At 65.6% G+C, this 19,154-nt stretch carries 17 protein-coding genes; 9 read left to right on the top strand and 8 right to left on the bottom strand.

Annotated features, from left to right (window positions below):
• Positions 1–49: 49 nt before the first annotated feature.
• Both FZF13_RS11375 and FZF13_RS11370 read right to left on the bottom strand, forming a co-directional pair.
• Complete coding sequence (locus tag FZF13_RS11375; protein ID WP_024923038.1) at positions 50–1,156, bottom strand: branched-chain amino acid ABC transporter substrate-binding protein; 1,107 nt, start codon at positions 1,154–1,156, stop codon at positions 50–52.
• Positions 1,157–1,284: 128 nt separating this feature from the next.
• On the bottom strand, positions 1,285–1,557 hold the full coding sequence (locus FZF13_RS11370) for an usg protein (protein WP_024923039.1): 273 nt from the start codon (positions 1,555–1,557) through the stop codon (positions 1,285–1,287).
• A gap of 291 nt (positions 1,558–1,848) precedes the next feature.
• Between FZF13_RS11370 and acs the strand changes: the two genes are divergently transcribed.
• Positions 1,849–3,804: an acetate--CoA ligase gene (acs, locus tag FZF13_RS11365; RefSeq protein ID WP_024923040.1), complete on the top strand. Its 1,956-nt coding sequence runs from the start codon at positions 1,849–1,851 to the stop codon at positions 3,802–3,804.
• 10 nt (positions 3,805–3,814) lie between these two features.
• Here acs and FZF13_RS11360 read toward each other — a convergent pair whose 3' ends face one another.
• Positions 3,815–4,681, bottom strand: coding sequence for a LysR substrate-binding domain-containing protein (locus tag FZF13_RS11360; protein ID WP_024923041.1), 867 nt, complete (start codon positions 4,679–4,681; stop codon positions 3,815–3,817).
• 88 nt (positions 4,682–4,769) lie between these two features.
• Between FZF13_RS11360 and FZF13_RS11355 the strand changes: the two genes are divergently transcribed.
• Positions 4,770–5,345, top strand: coding sequence for a DUF4865 family protein (locus tag FZF13_RS11355; protein WP_024923042.1), 576 nt, complete (start codon positions 4,770–4,772; stop codon positions 5,343–5,345).
• Positions 5,346–5,635: 290 nt separating this feature from the next.
• Here FZF13_RS11355 and FZF13_RS11350 read toward each other — a convergent pair whose 3' ends face one another.
• A complete protein-coding gene (locus FZF13_RS11350; protein WP_024923043.1) occupies positions 5,636–7,018 on the bottom strand; it encodes a vWA domain-containing protein in 1,383 nt (460 codons plus the stop codon).
• A 258-nt stretch (positions 7,019–7,276) separates the two neighbouring features.
• A complete protein-coding gene (locus FZF13_RS11345; protein ID WP_024923044.1) occupies positions 7,277–7,498 on the bottom strand; it encodes a DUF1674 domain-containing protein in 222 nt (73 codons plus the stop codon).
• A 96-nt stretch (positions 7,499–7,594) separates the two neighbouring features.
• On the opposite strand from FZF13_RS11345, the gene htpX reads away from it, so the two are divergent.
• From htpX to FZF13_RS11330, 3 genes are all read left to right on the top strand, one after another.
• Positions 7,595–8,650, top strand: coding sequence for a zinc metalloprotease HtpX (htpX, locus tag FZF13_RS11340; RefSeq protein ID WP_024923045.1), 1,056 nt, complete (start codon positions 7,595–7,597; stop codon positions 8,648–8,650).
• Complete coding sequence (locus tag FZF13_RS11335; protein WP_244431199.1) at positions 8,647–10,035, top strand: RsmB/NOP family class I SAM-dependent RNA methyltransferase; 1,389 nt, start codon at positions 8,647–8,649, stop codon at positions 10,033–10,035. Before htpX ends, FZF13_RS11335 begins: the two co-directional genes overlap by 4 nt.
• Before the next feature lie 162 nt (positions 10,036–10,197).
• Entirely contained in the window at positions 10,198–11,922 is a 1,725-nt protein-coding gene (locus tag FZF13_RS11330) for a heparinase II/III family protein (RefSeq protein ID WP_024923047.1), read from the top strand.
• Positions 11,923–11,941: 19 nt separating this feature from the next.
• Here the strand turns inward: FZF13_RS11330 and FZF13_RS11325 are convergent, their stop codons facing one another.
• The gene (locus FZF13_RS11325) at positions 11,942–12,565 is read right to left on the bottom strand and encodes a DUF2239 family protein (protein WP_024923048.1); all 624 of its coding nucleotides are present in this window, start codon (positions 12,563–12,565) and stop codon (positions 11,942–11,944) included.
• A gap of 120 nt (positions 12,566–12,685) precedes the next feature.
• Here FZF13_RS11325 and FZF13_RS11320 point away from each other — a divergent pair, with 120 nt between their 5' ends.
• Positions 12,686–13,015 (top strand): GIY-YIG nuclease family protein, encoded by a 330-nt coding sequence (locus FZF13_RS11320; protein ID WP_024923049.1) that lies wholly within the window; start codon positions 12,686–12,688, stop codon positions 13,013–13,015.
• A 104-nt stretch (positions 13,016–13,119) separates the two neighbouring features.
• On the top strand, positions 13,120–14,736 hold the full coding sequence (gene purH, locus FZF13_RS11315; RefSeq protein ID WP_024923050.1) for a bifunctional phosphoribosylaminoimidazolecarboxamide formyltransferase/IMP cyclohydrolase: 1,617 nt from the start codon (positions 13,120–13,122) through the stop codon (positions 14,734–14,736).
• 140 nt (positions 14,737–14,876) lie between these two features.
• Here purH and FZF13_RS11310 read toward each other — a convergent pair whose 3' ends face one another.
• Positions 14,877–16,262, bottom strand: coding sequence for an MFS transporter (locus FZF13_RS11310; protein WP_024923051.1), 1,386 nt, complete (start codon positions 16,260–16,262; stop codon positions 14,877–14,879).
• Between the two features lie 200 nt (positions 16,263–16,462).
• On the opposite strand from FZF13_RS11310, the gene FZF13_RS11305 reads away from it, so the two are divergent.
• Together FZF13_RS11305 and FZF13_RS11300 are read left to right on the top strand one after the other, a co-directional pair.
• Entirely contained in the window at positions 16,463–17,413 is a 951-nt protein-coding gene (locus tag FZF13_RS11305; RefSeq protein ID WP_024923052.1) for a transglutaminase-like domain-containing protein, read from the top strand.
• 17 nt (positions 17,414–17,430) lie between these two features.
• The gene (locus FZF13_RS11300) at positions 17,431–18,267 is read left to right on the top strand and encodes an AraC family transcriptional regulator (RefSeq protein WP_024923053.1); all 837 of its coding nucleotides are present in this window, start codon (positions 17,431–17,433) and stop codon (positions 18,265–18,267) included.
• Here FZF13_RS11300 and FZF13_RS11295 read toward each other — a convergent pair.
• Positions 18,260–19,144: an NAD(P)-dependent oxidoreductase gene (locus FZF13_RS11295; RefSeq protein ID WP_024923054.1), complete on the bottom strand. Its 885-nt coding sequence runs from the start codon at positions 19,142–19,144 to the stop codon at positions 18,260–18,262. The two genes, FZF13_RS11300 and FZF13_RS11295, sit on opposite strands and share 8 nt — an antisense overlap.
• Between the last annotated feature and the right edge of the window lie 10 nt (positions 19,145–19,154).

Here is a 19,154-nt window from a genome sequence, read left to right as displayed (position 1 = left end):
AAGAAAAGGCCGGGAAACTCCCGGCCTTCTTGTTTTTATGCCGCGAACCTTACTCGGCCGCGACGATCTTGCCGTTGTCCCACTTGAACAGCGAGAAGCTCGGGCTGGTCAGGTCGCCGGTCTCGCCATAGGTCAATTTGCCGATGGCGGTCGGGATCGCCTCGCCGCCCTTCAGCGCCTTTGCCACGGCAGCCGCATCGTCGGCCTTGCCGGCCTTTTCGATGCCGGCCTTCAGCACCTGGACGGCGGCATAGGCGTTGAGCGTGAAGGCTTCCGCCGGAATGTTCTTTTCCTTCAGAACGGCGACGGCTTCGGCCGAATCCGGGTTCTTCAGCGCGTCGGTGGCGTTGGTGAAGAGCGTGCCGGCGGCGGCCTGGTTGCCGATCGCCCAGTATTCGGTGTTGGACAGGCCTTCGCCGCCGATGATCAGCGCCTTGACGCCGGCGTCGGCGAGCTGACGGGCGAGCAGGCCGCCTTCAGGGTGATAGCCGCCGAAATAGATCACCTCGGCGCCGTCGGACTTCAGGCGCGTGACCAGCGCCGAAAGATCCTTCTCGCCCGGTGTCAGCGAATTGTGGCTGACTTCCTTGACGCCGCCGGCATTGATCGCCTTCTTGAAGGCGTCGGCCAGACCCTTGCCGTAGGTGCCCTTGTCATCGACGATGGCGACCTTCTTGTCCTTCAGGTTCTTCACCACATAGGCAGCGGCCACTTCCGCCTGCTGGTCGTCGCGGCCGCAGGTGCGCAGCACGTTGGTCAGGCCGCGGGCGGTCAGGCCGGGCGCGGTGGCGGTCGGCGTCACCATCAGAACGCCGTTCTCGGCGAACACGTCCGAGGCCGGAATGGCCACGCCCGACGTGACCGGACCGACAACGAACTTCACGCTTTCACCAACCAGCTGGTTGGCGGCGGAAACGCCCTGCTTCGGATCGCCGGCATCGTCGGCCAGCTTCAGCACGACCTTTTCGCCGAGGATGCCGCCGTTCTTGTTGATGGTGTCGACGGCCGCCTGGGCGCCGTTCTTGACCTGGTCGCCATAGGCGGCGACCGGGCCGGTCAGCGGCGCAACGAGGCCGAACACGATATCTGCCCGGGCGGTCGACGCGAAAGCCATAAGGGCGGCAAAGGCAACGCCCGCGAACATCTTGGTTTTCATAAGCTCTTCCTCGAAAAATGGAGTAGGAGCCCGCACATGAAACGTTCGCGGCCGCAAGGCCAATCAGCCAGTCACGGAATTCGATTGACCGGCGCCGACCTCGGTTTCAATTGGTCCGGTCCCGTCGGCTAGTGCAGAACGATCTCGCCGTCGACCTTGCGCCATTCATTGGCCGAAATCAGCGTCTTGTGCGTGAAGCAGATCGAATGCAGCGGCCCTTCCAGCTTCTGTTTCCAGAACTCGATGAAGCCGAACAGCGCCGGGAATTTCGGCGCGATGTCGTAGTCTTGCCAGACATAGGTCTGCAGCAAATGCGGATGATCGGGGAAATGATAGAGGATGCGGGCGGTCGTCAGACCGTAGCCTTTGAGGAGAAGTTCCAGTTCGGGATGGTCGCGCATGGTTGTGCTCGCAAGCTGGTCTTGCAGTTCCTCCTGTAAAGACTGTGCGCTTCGAATGTTAACCACGTCTTTATAACGTTCGGCGCGGCATTTCGGTTCACCGCACTTGGCGCAGTATGAGCATTTTCACGCAAATTTGCTCCAGATGCCCGGCCGTTCGGGGCAGGTATCGCACAAACCCAATGTCTAATATTGCCGCAGCCCCCGAACTGGTAATAAATGCCGGCGATTTCGCGGCTGCCAGCCGTGTTGCCGCCATCGCGCGGCCGATCTCAGGAGGAAGACCAAGACATGTCCGAGGCGAAGGTCCATCGCGTTCAGCCGGCGTGGAAGAAGAATGCGCTGATCGACAACGACACCTATCTCAAATGGTATGCCGACAGCGTGAAGAACCCGGACAAGTTCTGGGGCAAGCACGGCAAGCGCATCGACTGGTTCAAGCCCTACACCAAGGTCAAGAACACCTCGTTCGACGGCAAGGTCTCGATCAAATGGTTCGAGGACGGTCTGACCAACGTCTCCTACAACTGCATCGACCGCCACCTGAAGAAGCGCGGCGACCAGGTGGCGATCATCTGGGAGGGCGACAATCCTTACGACGACAAGAAGATCACCTATAGCGAGCTGCACGAGCATGTCTGCCGGCTCGCCAATGTGATGAAGAAGCACGGCGTCAAGAAGGGCGACCGTGTCACCATCTACATGCCGATGATCCCGGAAGCGGCCTATGCGATGCTGGCCTGCACCCGGCTGGGCGCCGTCCACTCGGTCGTCTTCGGCGGCTTCTCGCCGGACGCACTGGCCGGCCGCATCGTCGACGCCGCCTCGACCTTCGTCATCACCGCCGACGAAGGCCTGCGCGGCGGCAAGACCATTCCGCTGAAGGAGAACACCGACAAGGCGGTGGAGATCGCCGCCAAGCAGAAGATGACCGTGAAGTCGGTGGTCGTGGTGCGTCGCACCGGCGGCAAGATCGGCTGGGTCGAGGGCCGCGACCTCTGGTATCATGACGAAGTCCGGACCGTTAAGGCCGAGTGCAAGCCCGAGAAGATGAAGGCGGAAGACCCGCTGTTCATCCTCTACACCTCGGGCTCGACCGGCAAGCCCAAGGGTGTGCTGCACACCACCGGCGGCTATCTCGTCTACGCCTCGATGACCCACCAATATGTCTTCGACTATCACGACGGCGATATTTACTGGTGCACGGCCGATGTCGGCTGGGTGACTGGCCACAGCTACATTCTCTACGGTCCGCTCGCCAACGGCGCCACCACGCTGATGTTCGAGGGCGTGCCCAACTACCCGAGCGTCTCGCGCTTCTGGGAAGTGGTCGACAAGCACCAGGTCAACATCTTCTACACCGCCCCAACCGCCATCCGCGCGCTGATGGGTGCCGGCGAGGCGCCGGTGAAGAAGACCTCGCGCAAGAGCCTGCGCGTGCTGGGCTCGGTCGGCGAGCCGATCAACCCAGAAGCCTGGGAATGGTATTTCAACGTCGTCGGCGAGAAGAAGGTGCCGATCGTCGACACCTGGTGGCAGACCGAAACCGGCGGCATCCTGATCACGCCGCTGCCCGGCGCCACCGATCTCAAGGCCGGCTCGGCGACGCGTCCCTTCTTCGGCGTGAAGCCTGAACTGGTCGACAATGACGGCAAGGTGCTGGAAGGGGCTGCCGACGGCAATCTCTGCATCACCGACTCTTGGCCGGGCCAGATGCGCACCGTCTATGGCGACCATGAGCGCTTCATCCAGACCTACTTCTCTACCTACAAGGGCAAGTACTTCACCGGTGACGGCTGCCGCCGCGATGCCGATGGCTATTACTGGATCACCGGCCGCGTCGACGACGTCATCAATGTGTCGGGCCACCGCATGGGCACGGCCGAAGTGGAATCCGCGCTCGTCGCCCACGACAAGGTCTCCGAGGCCGCCGTCGTCGGCTACCCGCACGACATCAAGGGCCAGGGCATCTACTCCTATGTCACGCTGATGGCCGGCGTGGTGCCGACGGAGGATCTGCGCAAGGAACTTGTCGCGCATGTGCGCAAGGAGATCGGTGCCATCGCCTCGCCCGACAAGATCCAGTTCGCGCCCGGCCTGCCGAAGACGCGGTCCGGCAAGATCATGCGCCGCATCCTGCGCAAGATCGCCGAGGACGATTTCGGCGCGCTCGGCGACACCTCGACGCTGGCCGACCCGGCCGTGGTCGACGACCTCGTCGCGAACCGCCAGAACAAGAAGGCCTGAGCGGAAATCCCTATCTCGCCGCCGCGCCCCTGAAGGCGGCGGCGAGGACTTTCAGCACGTCGCGGGCTTCGCGCCGCGCCGGTCGCGCCATCAGCACCACATCCTGCGCCGGTAGCCGCGGCAGGCCGAACGCTTCGCCGACCTCGATGGCGCCGGTCGGCGCCACGCGATGCGCCAGCGTGGCCACGGCAAGCCCGGCGCTAACCGCCGCGCCGAGCGCCAGAACCCCGCCGCCGACAAACGCTTCCGTCCACGGCAGGCCGGCCTCGTCCAGCGCGTCGATGGCCAATGTACGGATACCACAGGGTGCGGCCAGCGTTGCGAGCCGAAGCGGCTCGCCCGGGCGATACGCGAAGGACGGGGCCGCGAACCAGCCAAACGGCTCGCGAAACAGCGTCTCGCCGTCGGCGCCTTCCTCGCCGCGCCGTGCAATCGCCGCGTCCAGTTCGCCCTGGCCATAGCGGGCGATCACATCGCGCGATGACGACACCCTCACCTCCACCACCAGCGTCGGATCGTAGGCGTTCAGCCTTGCAAGCAATGTCGGCAGCTCCGCTCCGGCGACATGATCGCTGATGCCAAGCGTCAGCCGGCTGGGCGGCGCGGTTCGGACACCGGCCAGCGCGCGCTGATGGGCATCGAGCAGGTTGCGGGCGGCGGGAAGGAAGCGCTCGCCGTCTCCGGACAAGGCGACATGGCGCGGCGTTCGTTCCAAAAGGCGATGGCCGAGCAGGCCCTCCAGCCGCTTCAGCTTCAGGCTGACCGTCGCCTGCGCGGTATCCAGCGCTTCGGCCGCCCGGGTGAAACTGCCGAGATCGGCGACAAGCACGAACGCCCGCACCGTGTCGATATCGAGGATCTTCGCCGGATTATTCATTTCCAATTCTTATGGCAGATATATGTATACATACATTTTCACAATGACTCAGTGATGGCAAGTTGCTGCCGAGACAAGGAGCACCGCCATGCTGATGAAACAATACATCCACCGTCTGCCGGCCGATTACGACATGGGCAGGATTGTCGAGCGCGCGACGAAGCTCGGACCCGACTGGGACGACACACCCGGCCTCGGCTTCAAGGCCTTCATTGCGCAGCGGCGTGGCGAAAACGGCGCGCTCAACAACGCCTATTCCTCGCTCTATCTGTGGCTGGACGACGAAGCGGCGGTGGATTTCATCACCGGCGAGCGTTTCCGCAAGGTGATCGACGGCTTCGGCCGCCCCGCCATCGAGACGTGGCTGCCGCTGGATATCCATATCGGCTCTTCCGGCATTGCGCGCTCGGTCTACCGCGAGGATATCCTGCTCGACGCCGATACCGATTTTTCGGCGCTGCGCCGCCGCGAGGGCGAACGCAACACGGCGGCCGTCAAGCAGCCGGGCAGCTTCGCCGCCATCACCGCGATCGATCTGGCCAGCTGGCGGCTGTCGCGTTTCCTGCTTTCGGCGGAGGCAGCGCGCCAGCCGGAACGTGGCGCGGCCTATGACGTCCTGCATTTCGCCAAGCCCGGTATGCCGGCGCTTGTCGCGGCGGCCTAAAAACTGTTGCAGCCGTGCACTTGCGCTTCGCCGCGAAACACCCCACCTTGGCGAAGTGTTCAACGAACTGAAAGGAGGTGATCCGATGTCGAGTGATTTCGTTTTCCAGAGCGTGATCCCGGCGGATCGCCTTCACGGAGAGCAGCCTCTCCGCTGAAGCGCGTGACGCGCGGCGCACGGTCCGAAGGGATCGTGGCCACGAGCCGCGCCTGGACGAAAGCCACGGAAGGCCGCCCATCGAAAGATGTGGCGGCCTTTTCCGTTTCGGGCGAAGTGGCTTGGCCGGCCGGCTATTTCGTCAGCGCCAGCCTCTGCATGTTGGAGGCGATCGTCGTGAAGGCCTTTTCCAGCTCCGTCCCCGTCGATGCCTGATAGAAATGCCTCAGCCCGCCGGTATCGGGACTGGCGCAGCTTTGCAGCGTCCCCTTCGCGTTCACCTCTGTCAGGTCGAAGCCGATCGTGAAGATCTCGATGCCTTGCGCCTTCATCTTCGTGCACAGCGTCGTCGCGGCATTCCGCGTCGCAGGTTTGCCGTAGTCGTTGTAGACGGCGTCGGGAGAGTCAACGTCGAAATAGGAGAGGTTGAACTCGCCGTCGGTCATCAGGATCGCATATTTGGAAACCTTGGTGGTGTCGAAAGGCTCCGGCTGCTGCGACTGAGCCAAGGCGCCGGCCCATTTCGGCGACAGCATGTACCAGCCCCATTGGATGCCGATATGGCCCGCCGTGCCGCCGGATGCGGCAAAGGAAGCAATCCTTGACTTCAGTGCCGCCGCGTCCGCCGTCAGCGGCATCATCGCTGCTTCCGGACAATCCCTGGTGCCATAGCCGCGATTGCCTTGCGAGACGAACTCGGCCAGCAGATAATCACGATTGACCATGGACGCCTGCGGCCCGTCGTCGGTATATTGGTAGGCACCCTTGCGTTCGGTGGCGCAACCGTTCGGGTTGTACGAGCTCCCGGGAGGCCGGGGCTCGTTGCTGCCGGGCGCTTGTCCACGATCGTTCGCCGTCGGTTCCACGAAAACGGAACTTGCCGCCAGCGTGCTGCCGACATTGACCGAATTCGCATAAGGCACGACCGCCACCCGCACACGCGGGCGATTGGGATTCTGATCCTTGAAGATGATGTCGACGGCCTTCGCGGCCGCGGTCCTCAGCGCGCCGATCTTGTCGTTTTCTTTCATCGAGCCGGTCACGTCGAGGATCATCGCCACCTCGATCTGCCTGAACGAATAGGCCGCCGCACTTGTCTGTGAAACCCGGCGCGTCTTCTCGAGACCGAACACCGGGAAGAACAGCGGCACGTCGACATGCGCGGCGACCTCGACCGTATAGGCCGAGCGGTTCAGCGTCACCCTGTCGAGCACGATCTTGCCAGATGGCAGAGCACCGCCGCCGCCGCTGTTGGCATCAAGGAACGCCTTCACCGATGCGCTCGCTTGCTGCTCGGTGACGTTTCCAAGGGTGAGATCGCGTGTCGTCGAAGTAACCGCCGCATCGACGGCGGCGCCGAGCGCGGATTTGGCATTCATCAATTGCGCGGTGCCGACGCCGAAGCCCACCGCCAGCACCAAGACCGCGATGACGACCCCGGCCACAACCATGAAATTGCCGCTTCGGTTGTCACCGAAACGGCGGACCAATTGTCTGAACTCGATGAAACGCAACATTGCCCTTCCCGTCCCGCCGGCGGATCGCCCGATCCGTCCGCGCAGGATTCCCGCTTGATCGTCGGCATTTGCCAGAGGACCGGTGGCGGCTTGGTAAATTTCGGACTTTTCGCGACGCCAAAAATGGAAGAGGGGTGAATGCCGGGTAAAGTTTTTCGCGCAACCCGTAACTATCGACCGGTCGCCTGGCGCATTCGCGCCGACAACACCCTGTCCGGGCGCCATCGCGGATCGGGGAACCGGGACGCGAGAGGCCGTTCAGAAATCGCTGGTCAGGCCTTTCACTTCCCAATCGCCGTAGCGGTTGGGATCGTTGCCGCCACGGCCGCCGAATTCCTTGGGCAAGGCCGCCTCGGCCTGCCGGTAGGCCGAGCGCCGCGCTTCCGCCTCGGCCAGCGCCCGCCGCGCTGCCGGCGTCAGCGCCTTGTCCTGGTCGGTTTGCCCCGAAGTCTCGTTCGGCTTGCGGTTTTCGTCCGGCATGCGATCTTTCCGATGGATTGAAACGGGTTGGCCTTCTTCCCATCATATAGTGGAACCAGGGCAAGGGATCGACCCTTCCAGGCGATGGAGAAACATTTGAACACGATGCGCACAGCCATGCTTCTCGCCGCGATGACGGCGCTGTTCATGGGTGTCGGCTATCTGATCGGCGGTTCCGGCGGCATGATGATCGCGCTGATCATCGCCGCGGGCACCAATCTGTTCAGCTATTGGAATGCCGACAAGATGGTGCTGTCGATGAACCACGCCGTCGAGGTCGACGAGCGCAGCGCTCCGGAATTCTACGCCATCGTGAAGAGCCTCGCCGCCAATGCCGGCCTGCCGATGCCGCGCGTCTATCTGATCGACACAGATCAACCCAACGCGTTTGCCACCGGCCGCAATCCGCAGAATGCCGCCGTCGCCGCCTCGACGGGGCTGTTGCAGCGCCTGTCGCATGAAGAGGTCGCCGCCGTCATGGCGCACGAGCTTGCCCATGTGCAGCACCGCGACACGCTGACCATGACCATCGTTGCAACCTTTGCCGGCGCCATTTCCATGCTCGGCAACTTCGCCTTCTTCTTCGGCGGCAGCCGGGAGAACAACAACCCGCTTGGTTTCGTCGGCGTGCTGGTGGCGATGATCGTCGCGCCCTTCGCCGCCATGATCGTGCAGATGGCGGTCAGCCGCACCCGCGAATACGAGGCCGACCGGCGCGGCGCCGAAATCTGCGGCCACCCGCTGTGGCTCGCTTCTGCCCTTGACAAGATCGCTCGCGGAGCCGAACGCATCCGCAACGACGATGCCGAACGCAATCCGGCGACCGCGCATCTGTTCATCATCAACCCGCTTTCCGGCGAGCGCATGGATAATCTTTTCTCCACCCACCCGAATACGGAAAACCGCATTGCCGCGCTGCAGGCGATGGCGGCTCAGATGGGCCCGGCCGGAAACGCGCAGACGAACGGCCGCGACTACGGCCGCGAAGCAACACAGCAGGCAGCACCGCCGTCTCCCCGGCATCCGCAGGCCGATACGACTGGCCCATGGGGCAGCGCTGACGGCGCCGGCCCGCGTGCTGACGAGCCCGAGCAGCCGCAACCCAATCCGTGGGGTCGCAACCCGACCGGGCCGAAGGGCCCGTGGTCGTGAGGCAGGACGGCAGGGCTGCCCGCAAGCCGACGTCGCACCGCCAGGACGACACGCCCGAAGCACCCGGCCTTACCGCGCGCAAGGCGGCGGCGCGGCTGCTGGCTGCCGTGATCGACGCGCATACGCCGCTCGACGGGCTGACCGACAACGAACATGGCCACCCGCAATACCGCGCGCTCGACGGGCGCGACCGCGCGCTGGTGCGCGCCATTCTGGTGACGGCGCTGCGCCATCGCATGACCATTGCGGGCCTGCTCGCGCGCCGGCTGGAAAAACCCTTGCCCGCCAACGCCACCACGCTGTCGCACATCCTGCATGTGGCAGCCGCACAGGTGCTGTTCCTCGATGTGCCCGACAGCGCCGCCGTCGATCTCGCCGTCACCCACGCCAAGGCCGATCCGCGCACCGCGCGTTTTTCCGGCCTCGTCAACGGCGTGCTGAGAACACTGGTACGCGCCAAGAATGCCGAGCTTCCAAAGGTGCTTGCCGCCACCGACGACGCCCCGGCCTGGTTCGCGGAACGCTTGCGCGCCGCCTATGGCTCCGAAGCCGCGCGGACGATCCTCGCCGCGCACCGGCTCGAGGCGCCGGTCGATTTCACGGTGAAAGCCGATCCGACGCTCTGGGCTGAACGGCTCGGCGGCATCGTCCTGCCGACCGGAACGGTGCGCGTGGAAAAGCTGCCCGCGCCGGTGCCCGAACTGCCCGGCTTCGCTGAAGGCGCCTGGTGGGTGCAGGACGCCGCCGCTGCCCTGCCGGCCAGGCTTTTCGGCGATATTGCCGGCAAACGCGTTGCCGACCTATGTGCTGCCCCCGGCGGCAAGACCGCGCAGCTCGTGTTGGCGGGCGCCAGGGTGACGGCAGTCGACGCGTCGAAAAACAGGCTGGTCCGGCTCGGCCAGAATCTCGACCGGCTCGGCATGAAGGCCGAGATCGTCCAATCCGACTTGCTCGCCTTCGCGCCGGCAGAGCTTTTCGATGCCGTTCTGCTCGACGCGCCCTGCTCGTCGACCGGCACCGTGCGCCGTCATCCCGACGTGCCCTGGACCAAGACGCCGGCCGATATCCAGAAGCTGGCCGACCTGCAGCGCCGGCTGCTCGAACGCGCGGTGACGCTGGTGCGTCCCGGCGGCCGCATTGTCTTTTCCAACTGTTCGCTCGACCCCATCGAGGGCGAGGATCTTCATCGCGCCTTCCTGGCGGAAGTGGCGGATGTCGACGACGACCCGATTCGGGCCGACGAGGCCGACGACGCCGAGGGCATCGCCGCCTTCGTCACGCCGCAAGGCACGCTGCGCACCACGCCGGCGGGCTTCGACCTTGGCAATCCAGCTCTTTCCGGTCTCGACGGCTTTTTTGCCGCACGGCTGCGCCGGAAGCCCTGAAAGCCCGCATCCGCACCGTTCCCGGTGCGGAAAAACGGCCCGATACCTCCAAAAAAGGTATGGCCCAGCCCTGATCTGTGGGCTTCCGGTGGAATTCGCTTTCAAGGATATTGCTGAATCCTATAATTCAGCCGGGCGGACGGGACAAATCGAGGAGGTTTTTTGGCACTCGCTGCCGACGACACGACGCGTCTGTGGACGCTCGTCGCGAAGGAGGTTTGGCGCAAGGCGCGCCGACGCCTGCGCGCCGGGCCTGTCTATCGCTGGCGTTATTCGGGACGTACGCCCGAACGCGTGCTGATCGCGCCGCCTGACTTGAGGCTGGCCGACCCGCAGATCGCGCTCGAGATCTATTATGGACGTTTCCCGCTCTCCGGCCATCTGGTCGAGACCGGCGGCCAGTCGCCGTTCCAGCTCGACGTCGCCCACAATGGCTGGCAGCGATCGCTGCACGGCTTCCGCTGGCTGCGCCATATGCGCGCCGCCGGCACGGAGCTTGCCGCCGCCAATGCCCGCGCGCTTGCTTCCGACTGGATCGCCGCGCATGGCAACCGCATTGCCGGCATCGCCTGGGAGCCGGGCACCACGGCCAAGCGCATCATCGCCTGGCAGCAGCATTCTTCCGTAGTGCTGCAGGGCGCCGAGTTCCCCTTCTACCGCGCTTTCTTGAAATCGCTCGCCGTCCAGATCCGCTACCTGCGTTCGGTGACACGCGAGATGCCGGACGGCAAGGACAGGCTGCGCGCCCGCGTCGCGCTCGCCTTCGCGGCGCTGTCGCTGCCGGCGCCGGCCTCGGCGCTGCGCGCGGCGACACGCAATCTCGGCGAGGAACTCGACCGGCAGATCCTGCCCGACGGCGGCCATATCTCGCGCAATCCGTTGGCCGTGCTGGAGCTGCTTGCCGACCTTCTGCCGCTGCGCCAGACTTATGCCAACCAGGCCGAGACACCGCCCGCGGCCTTGATCGGCGCCATCGACCGCATGCTGCCGGCGCTGCGTTTCTTCCGCCACCATGACGGCAGCCTCGCCCGTTTCAACGGCATGGGCGCCACCATCCAGGACCGCATCGCCGCCATCCTGCGCCATGACGACACCGCCGGCCAGCCGCTGCTGCATGCACCCTATTCCGGCTATGAGCGGCTGGCCATGGGCGACGTCACCGTCATCGCCGACACCGGCGCCCCGCCACCGCTCGACGTTTCCAATTCCGCCCATGCCGGCTGCCTGTCCTTCGAACTGTCGTCCGGCCGCCAGCACTACATCGTCAATGCCGGCGTCGACACCTATGGCGCCGCCGAATTCCGGCCGCTGGCGCGCGCCACCGCCGCCCATTCCACGGCAACCCTCAACGACACATCGTCGGCGCGCTTTGCCCTGTCGCTGCGTGTCGGCGGCCTGCCGGGTTCGCCTTTGCTCGGCGGTCCACGCAACGTTTCCAGCCAGCGCCTCGACGACGGTGGCCGGCAAGGCTTCGTCGCCCGCCACGATGGCTACGCGCAGCGTTTCGGCATTGTACACGAGCGCGAGCTGATCCTGTCGGCGAATGGCAATGTGCTGACCGGCCGTGACCGCTTCCTGCGCTCCAGCGGCGGGGCGATCCGCAATGACGGCCGCGACGACGTCGCCATCCGCTTCCACATCCACCCCGACACTAGCCTGTTCCGCGATGAACACGACCGGCTGGTGCTGGCCGCCGAGGGCGGCGACATCTGGGTGTTCACCTCACCGGAAATCCAGCCCGAGGTCGAGGAATCGATCTTCTTCGCCGGTATCGCCGGTCCGCGCCGCAGCCGCCAGATCGTCCTGCATTTCAACGCGTCGGCCTTGGCCGAAGCGCATTGGCAGTTCGTCCGCACCGGCCCGGCCGGTTTCGCCGCCCGAAGCTGACGGCTCCGCCGGCAGCCTTTCACAGACCCCGCGCGAAGCCGGCGAGTTTCAGCGCATGGGTCCTGATATCGACCGGCCAGCCCGCTGTTTTCGCCTCGAAACCTTCGCCGTCTCCGGCAAACAACGCCCGCATGGCTTCCTCGAAACCCGGCAGGTTTCCGGCCATTGCTGAGAGGAACCGGTAGGCAACCTCCTGGCGGGAGCGTCGGACGCTCTCGCCGCCATCGGCGCGGCGCGCGGCGTCGACCAGCCGGCGCAGCACCTGCGAGGCGCCGCCCGGCTGCGCTGCCAACCATTCCCATTGCCGCGGCAGCAGCGTCACCTCGCGCGCCACCACGCCGAGTTTCGGCCGACCCCGGCCACGCGTGCCGGCCTCGCTCGCTTGCGTCGTGGATGGCGGCTCGGTTCCGGTCGGTGGGGTTGGCGGAAACCGTTCGGCCAACCGGGACATAATTTCGGCATCCGAACCGCGCAGATCGAGATCGACGACGGACCCGGTCGAATCGTCGAACACGAGCACCGGCACATCCGCTGGCGCATTGCCAAACGCCCTGATCGCCAGGGCCACCTCGACAAGCGGTCCACTGGCGACGATGCGGTCGCCCTGGAAGGCGGTGCTGGCTCCGGTCAAGGACAGGGACATGAAGAGGCTCCTTTGCAGTCGCCTTCTTGCCCTGTCGCGGACGCCCTGTCAATTATTACCCGGGTATAATTGACAAAACCGTTTATGGCTCCTACATGCCGGCCGGGAAAGGTTCGGATCATGACGAGCATCGACAGGAAAGCCGCCATCGCGGCCTACAAGAAACGCGCGGCCCCGGCGGGCATCTATGCATTGACCTGCGCGAAGGCGGGCAGGCGCTGGGTCGGCCATGCGCCGGACCTCGACGCCATGCCGAACCGGCTGTGGTTCACGCTGCGGCTGGGCAGTCACCGCTCGGCAGACCTTCAGGCTACCTACAACCAGTTCGGCCAGGACGTTATCGCCATCGAAATCGTCGAACGCTTCGAGGACGACGCCCGACCGGAAGGTGCTGCGCTGAAGGAGCGCCTCGCCTTCTGGCGCGACAGGATCGGCGCGCAGCCGGCCTGAGTTTTCCGCCACGAACATTTTGCGGCGCCGACTGCGTTTGATTTTGGCCCCCCTTGTGCTACGGCCCGGACGATCCTCATCAGCCCGCAGAAAGGCCGCCCGCCATGGCCGTCGCCGCCAAGAACATTCCCGCGCCGGACCTCGTCCCCGTCCGCCGCGCGCTGCTCTCCGTTTCCGACAAGACCGGCCTCATTGATTTCGCGGCGGCCCTTGCCAAGGCGGGTGTCGAACTGATCTCCACCGGCGGCACCGCCAAGTCGATCGCCGCAGCCGGCATTGCCGTGCGCGATGTCTCCGAACTCACCGGCTTTCCCGAGATCATGGACGGCCGCGTCAAGACCCTGCACCCCTCGGTGCACGGCGCCTTGCTCGGCGTGCGCGACGATCCCGAACATGCGGCCGCCATGCGCGAGCACGGCATCGAACCTATCGACCTCGTCGTGGTTAATCTCTACCCGTTCGAGGAAGTGCGCGCTTCCGGCGCCGCTTATACGGCGGTGGTCGAGAACATCGATATCGGCGGCCCGGCCATGGTACGCGCCTCGGCCAAGAACCACGCTTATGTCGCCATCGTCACCGAACCGGAAGACTATGCCGCCGTGCTGGAAACGCTCGCCGCCAATGGCGGCGCGCTGCCGCTCGATTTCCGCAAGCGGCTGGCGGCCAAGGCCTTCGCCCGCACCGCCGCCTATGATGCGGCGATTTCCGGTTGGTTCGCCGAGGAGCTGAAGATCGAGCAGCCGAGCTGGCGCGCCTTCGGCGGCCGGCTGCACTCGGTCATGCGTTATGGCGAGAACCCGCACCAGTCGGCCGGTTTCTACGTCAACGGCGACAAACGCCCCGGTGTCGCCACCGCGCGCCAGCTACAGGGCAAGCAGCTCTCCTACAACAACATCAACGACACCGACGCGGCCTATGAACTGGTCGGCGAGTTCGACCCGGCGCGCACGGCGGCGGTTGCCATCATCAAGCACGCCAATCCGTGCGGCGTTGCCGAAGGCGCGTCGCTGAGGGAAGCCTATCTCAAGGCACTGGCCTGCGATCCGGTCTCGGCCTTCGGCGGCATCGTGGCACTGAACCGCCTGCTCGACGCCGAGGCGGCGGAAGAGATCGTCAAGACCTTCACCGAGGTCATCATCGCTCCAGAAGCCTCCGAGGCGGCCGCCGCCATCGTCGCCGCCAAGAAGAACCTGCGTCTGCTGGTCACCGGCGGCCTGCCAGACCCGCGCCAGGCGGGCATCATGGTGAAGTCCGTCGCCGGCGGCCTGCTGGTGCAGGGCCGCGACAATGCCGTGGTCGACGACCTCGACCTCAAGGTGGTGACAAGGCGCGCGCCGACCGAAGCCGAAATGGCCGACCTGAAATTCGCCTTCCGCATCGCCAAGCATGTGAAGTCGAATGCCATCGTCTATGCCAAGGACCGCGCCACCGTCGGCGTCGGCGCCGGCCAGATGAGCCGCGTCGATTCCTCGCGCATCGCCGCCCGCAAGGCGCTCGATGCCGCTGAAGCCGCGGGTCATGCCGAGCCGCTGACCAGGGGTTCGGTCGTTGCCTCCGACGCTTTCTTCCCCTTCGCCGACGGCCTGCTCGCCGCCGTCGAGGCTGGCGCGACGGCCGTCATCCAGCCGGGCGGCTCGATGCGCGACGAGGATGTCATCAAGGCAGCCGACGAGCACGGCATCGCCATGGTCTTCACCGGGATCAGGCACTTCAGGCATTAGTGCCTTTCCTTCTCCCCGTTGACGGGGAGAAGGTGGCCCGAAGGGCCGGATGAGGGGCGGCACTCAATCTCGCGAGTTGCCTCTCGCCTGTCGGCCTGCGCCGATATCCTCGTCCTGCAAACGGGGGAGGAAGAAGACGGCTACTCGTGTTCCGTCTTGTCCGCCGGGTAGGGCGTGCCGGCCAGGATCGCCATGCCGCCGACCAGGAACAGGATGATCATCGCCATGCCGAGGCGCGGCGAGCCGGTCGTCGCCGTTACGGTTGCGATCAGGAATGGCGCCAGGAAGCTGGTTGCCCGGCCGGCCAGCGCATAGATGCCGAAATAACGGCCGGATTCTTCGGCCGTGACGCTGCGCGCCATATAGGAGCGTGACGACGCCTGCACTGGGCCGAAGGCCAGGCCGATCAGCAGGCCGTAGGCGATATAGGCCTTCTCGGCCGGCGTGCCGAACAGCTTGTGCGGGTCGGCCTCGGCCGCCGTGAACTGCAGCCAGCCGAACAGCGTGTAGCCCGGCCCCGTCGAGATGATGCCGATGGTGGCGATGCACAAAAGCACCAGCGCGATCATCACCACCACTTTCGAGCCGAGCGCGGTGTCGAGACGTGCCGCCACCCAGCAGCCGAGGATGGCGACGACGTTCAGGATGATGCCGAAGATGCCGATCTCGGTGATCGACCAGCCGAACATCGCGGCCGCGAAGGCACCGCCGAGCGAAAGCAGCGCGTTGACGCCGTCCTGGTAGATCATGCGGGCGACGAGGAAACGGAAGATGCCGGCGCGCTTGCGCACCTCGGCGAGCGTCGACTTCAGTTCCGTCAGCCCGCGCCGCACCGCCGGCCCCACCGGCACGCCCTTCACCGCGTCCGGCGTGAAGAAGAACATCGGCAGGATGAAGATAAGATACCACAGCGCCGAAAGCGGCCCGGTGGCGCGCGCGTCCTCGCCGAGCTTCGGATCGAGGCCGAACAGCGGGTCGAGACCGGCGATGGTCTTGCCGGTTTCCGGCGACCCGGCCAGCATCGTCACCACGAAGATCAGCGCCACCATGCCGCCGAGATAGCCGAGCCCCCAGGCGACGTTGGAGATCTTGCCGATCTCGCTCTTCGGCACCAGGCGCGGCATCATGGAATCGTTGAACACCGTCGAGAACTCCGCCGCCACCGAGGCGAGCGAGAAGAACAGCACGATCAGGAACAGGTTCGAGCCCGGCGCGGCGAACCACAGCATCGACAGGCTGATGATCTTGATCGTCGCGAAGAAGGCGATCCACGGTTTGCGCGGGCCCGTCTGGTCGGCGATCGAGCCGAGGATCGGCGACAGGATGGCGATCACCAAGCCGGCCGCGGCGAGGCCGTAGCCCCACACCGCCTGGCCCATGGCGGGGTCGGCCGACAGGCGCGAGACGAAATAGGGGCCGAAGATGAAGGTGGTGACCACGGTGAAGAAGGGCTGCGCCGCCCAGTCGAAGAACATCCAGCCCCAGATGCCGCGCCCGGAGGCGCGCTGCATGGTCACGTCGCTCATCTGTCCTCCAGCCGCTCGGTCCCGTTCGCGGTGTGCCCATGTCTGCACGTTTTTGCCGGCACTGCAAAGGCCCGATGCCGGTTCGCGGCCATGACCCTGCGCGAGGTCGTCGCGTGCCGGCTGCTGCAAACGCGATCAAGCGCGGCGGCGAGTCCTGCGGCAGAACAGAGCGATAGCCGTTTCGAACTCGGGAGACCGCCATGGACACCCTCAATGCCGCACGCACGCACCCCGCTCACGCCCGCCTTGCCCACAAATGCCCCGAAGCCGTCCTCGACTATTATGCGCGGCAATCCGCCTTCAGCACGCCCGGCCGCCACGCCGCACTGTTCGACGCCTTGCCGTCCGACCCCGCCGACATAGCGCGCATCGTCCAGGGCCTGCTGATCTACGAACACGTCACCGAGCCGTTCTACGGCTGCCCGATCACCACCGAGCGCCGCGCCGAGAGCCATATCCGCCCGGTCGAGGCCATTGTCGACCGGCTGTTGGCGCTTGATGGCCAGCCCCTGTCGGTCGCCCGTCCGCCCGAGCGGCGGCTGGTCGGCATCTGTCGGCATTTCATGCTGCTCGCCGTCGCCATCTTCCGCCACCACGGCATCCCAGCACGCGGCAGGGGCGGTTTCGGCGCTTATTTCAACCCCGGGAAATATGAAGACCATTGGGTCTGCGAATACTGGAAGGCGGATGAAGGCCGCTGGGCACTGCTGGACGCCCAGTTCGACGCCATCTTCATACGCAACCTCGCCATCGGCCATGGCATCCATGACGTGCCGCGCGACCGCTTCCTGACGGCGCCCGACGCCTGGCGGTTATGCCGCGCCGGCGCGCTGGACCCGGAGCTGTTCGGCATCGAGTTCTCGCAGATGCGCGGCCTCTGGTTCATCGCCGGCAACATGACGCGCGATCTCGCCACCCTGAACGGCTGCGAAATCCTGCCATGGGACGTATGGGGCGCGCAGCCGGCCATCGATGCCCGGCTTTCGAACGATCAACTCGTCTTCTTCGACGAGGTCGCCCGGCTGACCGCCAATCCGGACGCGAATTTTGATGCGATGCGCCGCCGTTTCGCCGATGATGCCGGGCTCGCGCTGCCGCGATCCGTCTTCAACGCCTTGCGCCAGCGACAGGAGCAGGTTTTCGAGGTCTGAAAGGCGGACCGTCGCGGATGCGGACACCGGTCGAAAAGGCGATCTGGTTCATCGAAAGCCACTTCGCCGAAGATGTCACGCTCGATGCCGTGGCCAGGGTCTGCGGCCTTTCGCGGTTCCAGATGTCGCGCCTGTTCTCTCACGCCACCGGGAAAAGCGTCAGCGCCTATCTGCGCGGACGGCGGCTGAGCGAAGCCGCCCGCGCGCTGGCCGCCGGCGCTCCTGACATCCTCGCCGTCGCGCTGCAGGCCGGTTACGGTTCGCATGAAGCCTTCTCACGCGCCTTTCGCGATCAATTCGGCCTGACGCCGGCCGAAATCCGCACGCGCGGCGATCTCAATGGCATCGCCCTGGTCGAGCCCTTGCGCGAGGACCCCAAGGTCAGCGTCAGCCTGCCGCCGCCGCGCATCGAGACGCCCGGCCCGTTGCTGATAGCCGGCCTCGGTCGCCGTTTCGCGAGTGATGATTTCGCCGGCATACCGGCGCTGTGGCAGGAATTCACGCCGCATCTCGGCGCGATCCCGGGCCAGAAGGGCAAGGCCACTTACGGGCTGGTCACCGGTGTCGGCGCCGGCGACGGCTATTTTTATCTGGCCGGTGTCGAAATGCGGACCCTCGCCGATCTCGATGGCACCTTCACCGGCATCAGGCTGCCGGCGCAGCGTTGGGCCGCCTTTCGGCATGCCGGGCACGTCACCACCATCGCCGCCACCATTCACGCGGTCTTTACGCAGGCCCTGCCGGCGGCCGGACTGATACCGGGAGACATGCCCGACCTGATCGAACGTTATGGCGAAGGTTTCGACCCCGTCACCGGCGCCGGCGGCTTCGAAATCTGGGTTCCGGTCAGGTAGCCCGCGCCGCCGCCGTGCGCTGTTCAAGCGCGCGGATAACGGCGGCCATGTCTTCCTGGCCCAGTCCCATCGCTTCCGTTTCGCCATAGAGCGCGTGGCAAACATCGAGCAGCGGCGAAGCCACCTTGGCCGTGCGCGCCGCTTCAGTGATCAGCCGGTTGTTCTTGAACACGTCGGTGATCGCCGCCTGCACGGAGAAATCTCCGCTAAGGAGCTTGGCCGCCTTGATGCGGGAGACGTCGCTCGCCATCGGCCCGGCATTAAGCACGGCGACCAGCCGTTCGAGATCCAGCCCGTGCCGCTCGGCGAAATGCACGGACTCGGCAAGGCCCGTCACCATGGTGATCAGGAATATATTAACCGCGAGCTTCATCAAGAGCGCATTGGGCACCACCCCGCATGGCACCATGTCGCGACACATCGGCTGGAGCAGCGGCCGGACAGTCTCGACCACCTCCGGCGCGCCGGCCAGCATCGCCACCAGTTGCCCGGCCTCCGCCGGCTTGCGCGAGCCGGAAACCGGCGCTTCGACATAGGTACCGCCGGCGGCCTCGATGTCGGCGCCGAGCCGGCGCGAATAGTCGGCCGAGGTCGTGCCCATATGCACGATGGTGCGGCCGCCGACATGCGTTGTGAAATCCGCTGAGCCGCGCCCCAGCACGGCATCCATGGCCGCTTCCGTCGCCAGCATCAGGATAACGATGCGTGTAACCGCGAAAACCTCGGCGGCATCGGCCGCCACTTTTGCGCCCGCCGCGCGCAGCGGCTCGCAACGCTCGGCCGAGCGGTTCCAGACCGTCAGCGGCTTTCCCGCGCGCGCCAGATTGAGCGCCATCGGCTGGCCCATGACGCCGAGACCGATAAAGCCGATGTCCATAACCTCTCCC

The organism is Mesorhizobium terrae, from assembly GCF_008727715.1.
GTDB lineage: Bacteria > Pseudomonadota > Alphaproteobacteria > Rhizobiales > Rhizobiaceae > Mesorhizobium > Mesorhizobium terrae.
The sequence above is the reverse complement of the archived record's forward strand: the minus strand, read 5'-3'. Positions and strand labels throughout refer to the sequence as shown.

Coding starts and splice junctions, on each gene's coding strand:
- FZF13_RS11305 (WP_024923052.1), top strand. CDS start 16,463: ATGGACACCCTCAATGCCGCACGCACGCACCCCGCTCACGCCCGCCTT.
- FZF13_RS11345 (WP_024923044.1), bottom strand. CDS start 7,498: ATGCCGGACGAAAACCGCAAGCCGAACGAGACTTCGGGGCAAACCGAC.
- acs (WP_024923040.1), top strand. CDS start 1,849: ATGTCCGAGGCGAAGGTCCATCGCGTTCAGCCGGCGTGGAAGAAGAAT.
- FZF13_RS11355 (WP_024923042.1), top strand. CDS start 4,770: ATGCTGATGAAACAATACATCCACCGTCTGCCGGCCGATTACGACATG.
- FZF13_RS11325 (WP_024923048.1), bottom strand. CDS start 12,565: ATGTCCCTGTCCTTGACCGGAGCCAGCACCGCCTTCCAGGGCGACCGC.
- FZF13_RS11375 (WP_024923038.1), bottom strand. CDS start 1,156: ATGAAAACCAAGATGTTCGCGGGCGTTGCCTTTGCCGCCCTTATGGCT.
- FZF13_RS11295 (WP_024923054.1), bottom strand. CDS start 19,144: ATGGACATCGGCTTTATCGGTCTCGGCGTCATGGGCCAGCCGATGGCG.
- FZF13_RS11350 (WP_024923043.1), bottom strand. CDS start 7,018: ATGTTGCGTTTCATCGAGTTCAGACAATTGGTCCGCCGTTTCGGTGAC.
- FZF13_RS11300 (WP_024923053.1), top strand. CDS start 17,431: ATGCGGACACCGGTCGAAAAGGCGATCTGGTTCATCGAAAGCCACTTC.
- FZF13_RS11370 (WP_024923039.1), bottom strand. CDS start 1,557: ATGCGCGACCATCCCGAACTGGAACTTCTCCTCAAAGGCTACGGTCTG.
- FZF13_RS11320 (WP_024923049.1), top strand. CDS start 12,686: ATGACGAGCATCGACAGGAAAGCCGCCATCGCGGCCTACAAGAAACGC.
- purH (WP_024923050.1), top strand. CDS start 13,120: ATGGCCGTCGCCGCCAAGAACATTCCCGCGCCGGACCTCGTCCCCGTC.
- FZF13_RS11360 (WP_024923041.1), bottom strand. CDS start 4,681: ATGAATAATCCGGCGAAGATCCTCGATATCGACACGGTGCGGGCGTTC.
- FZF13_RS11310 (WP_024923051.1), bottom strand. CDS start 16,262: ATGAGCGACGTGACCATGCAGCGCGCCTCCGGGCGCGGCATCTGGGGC.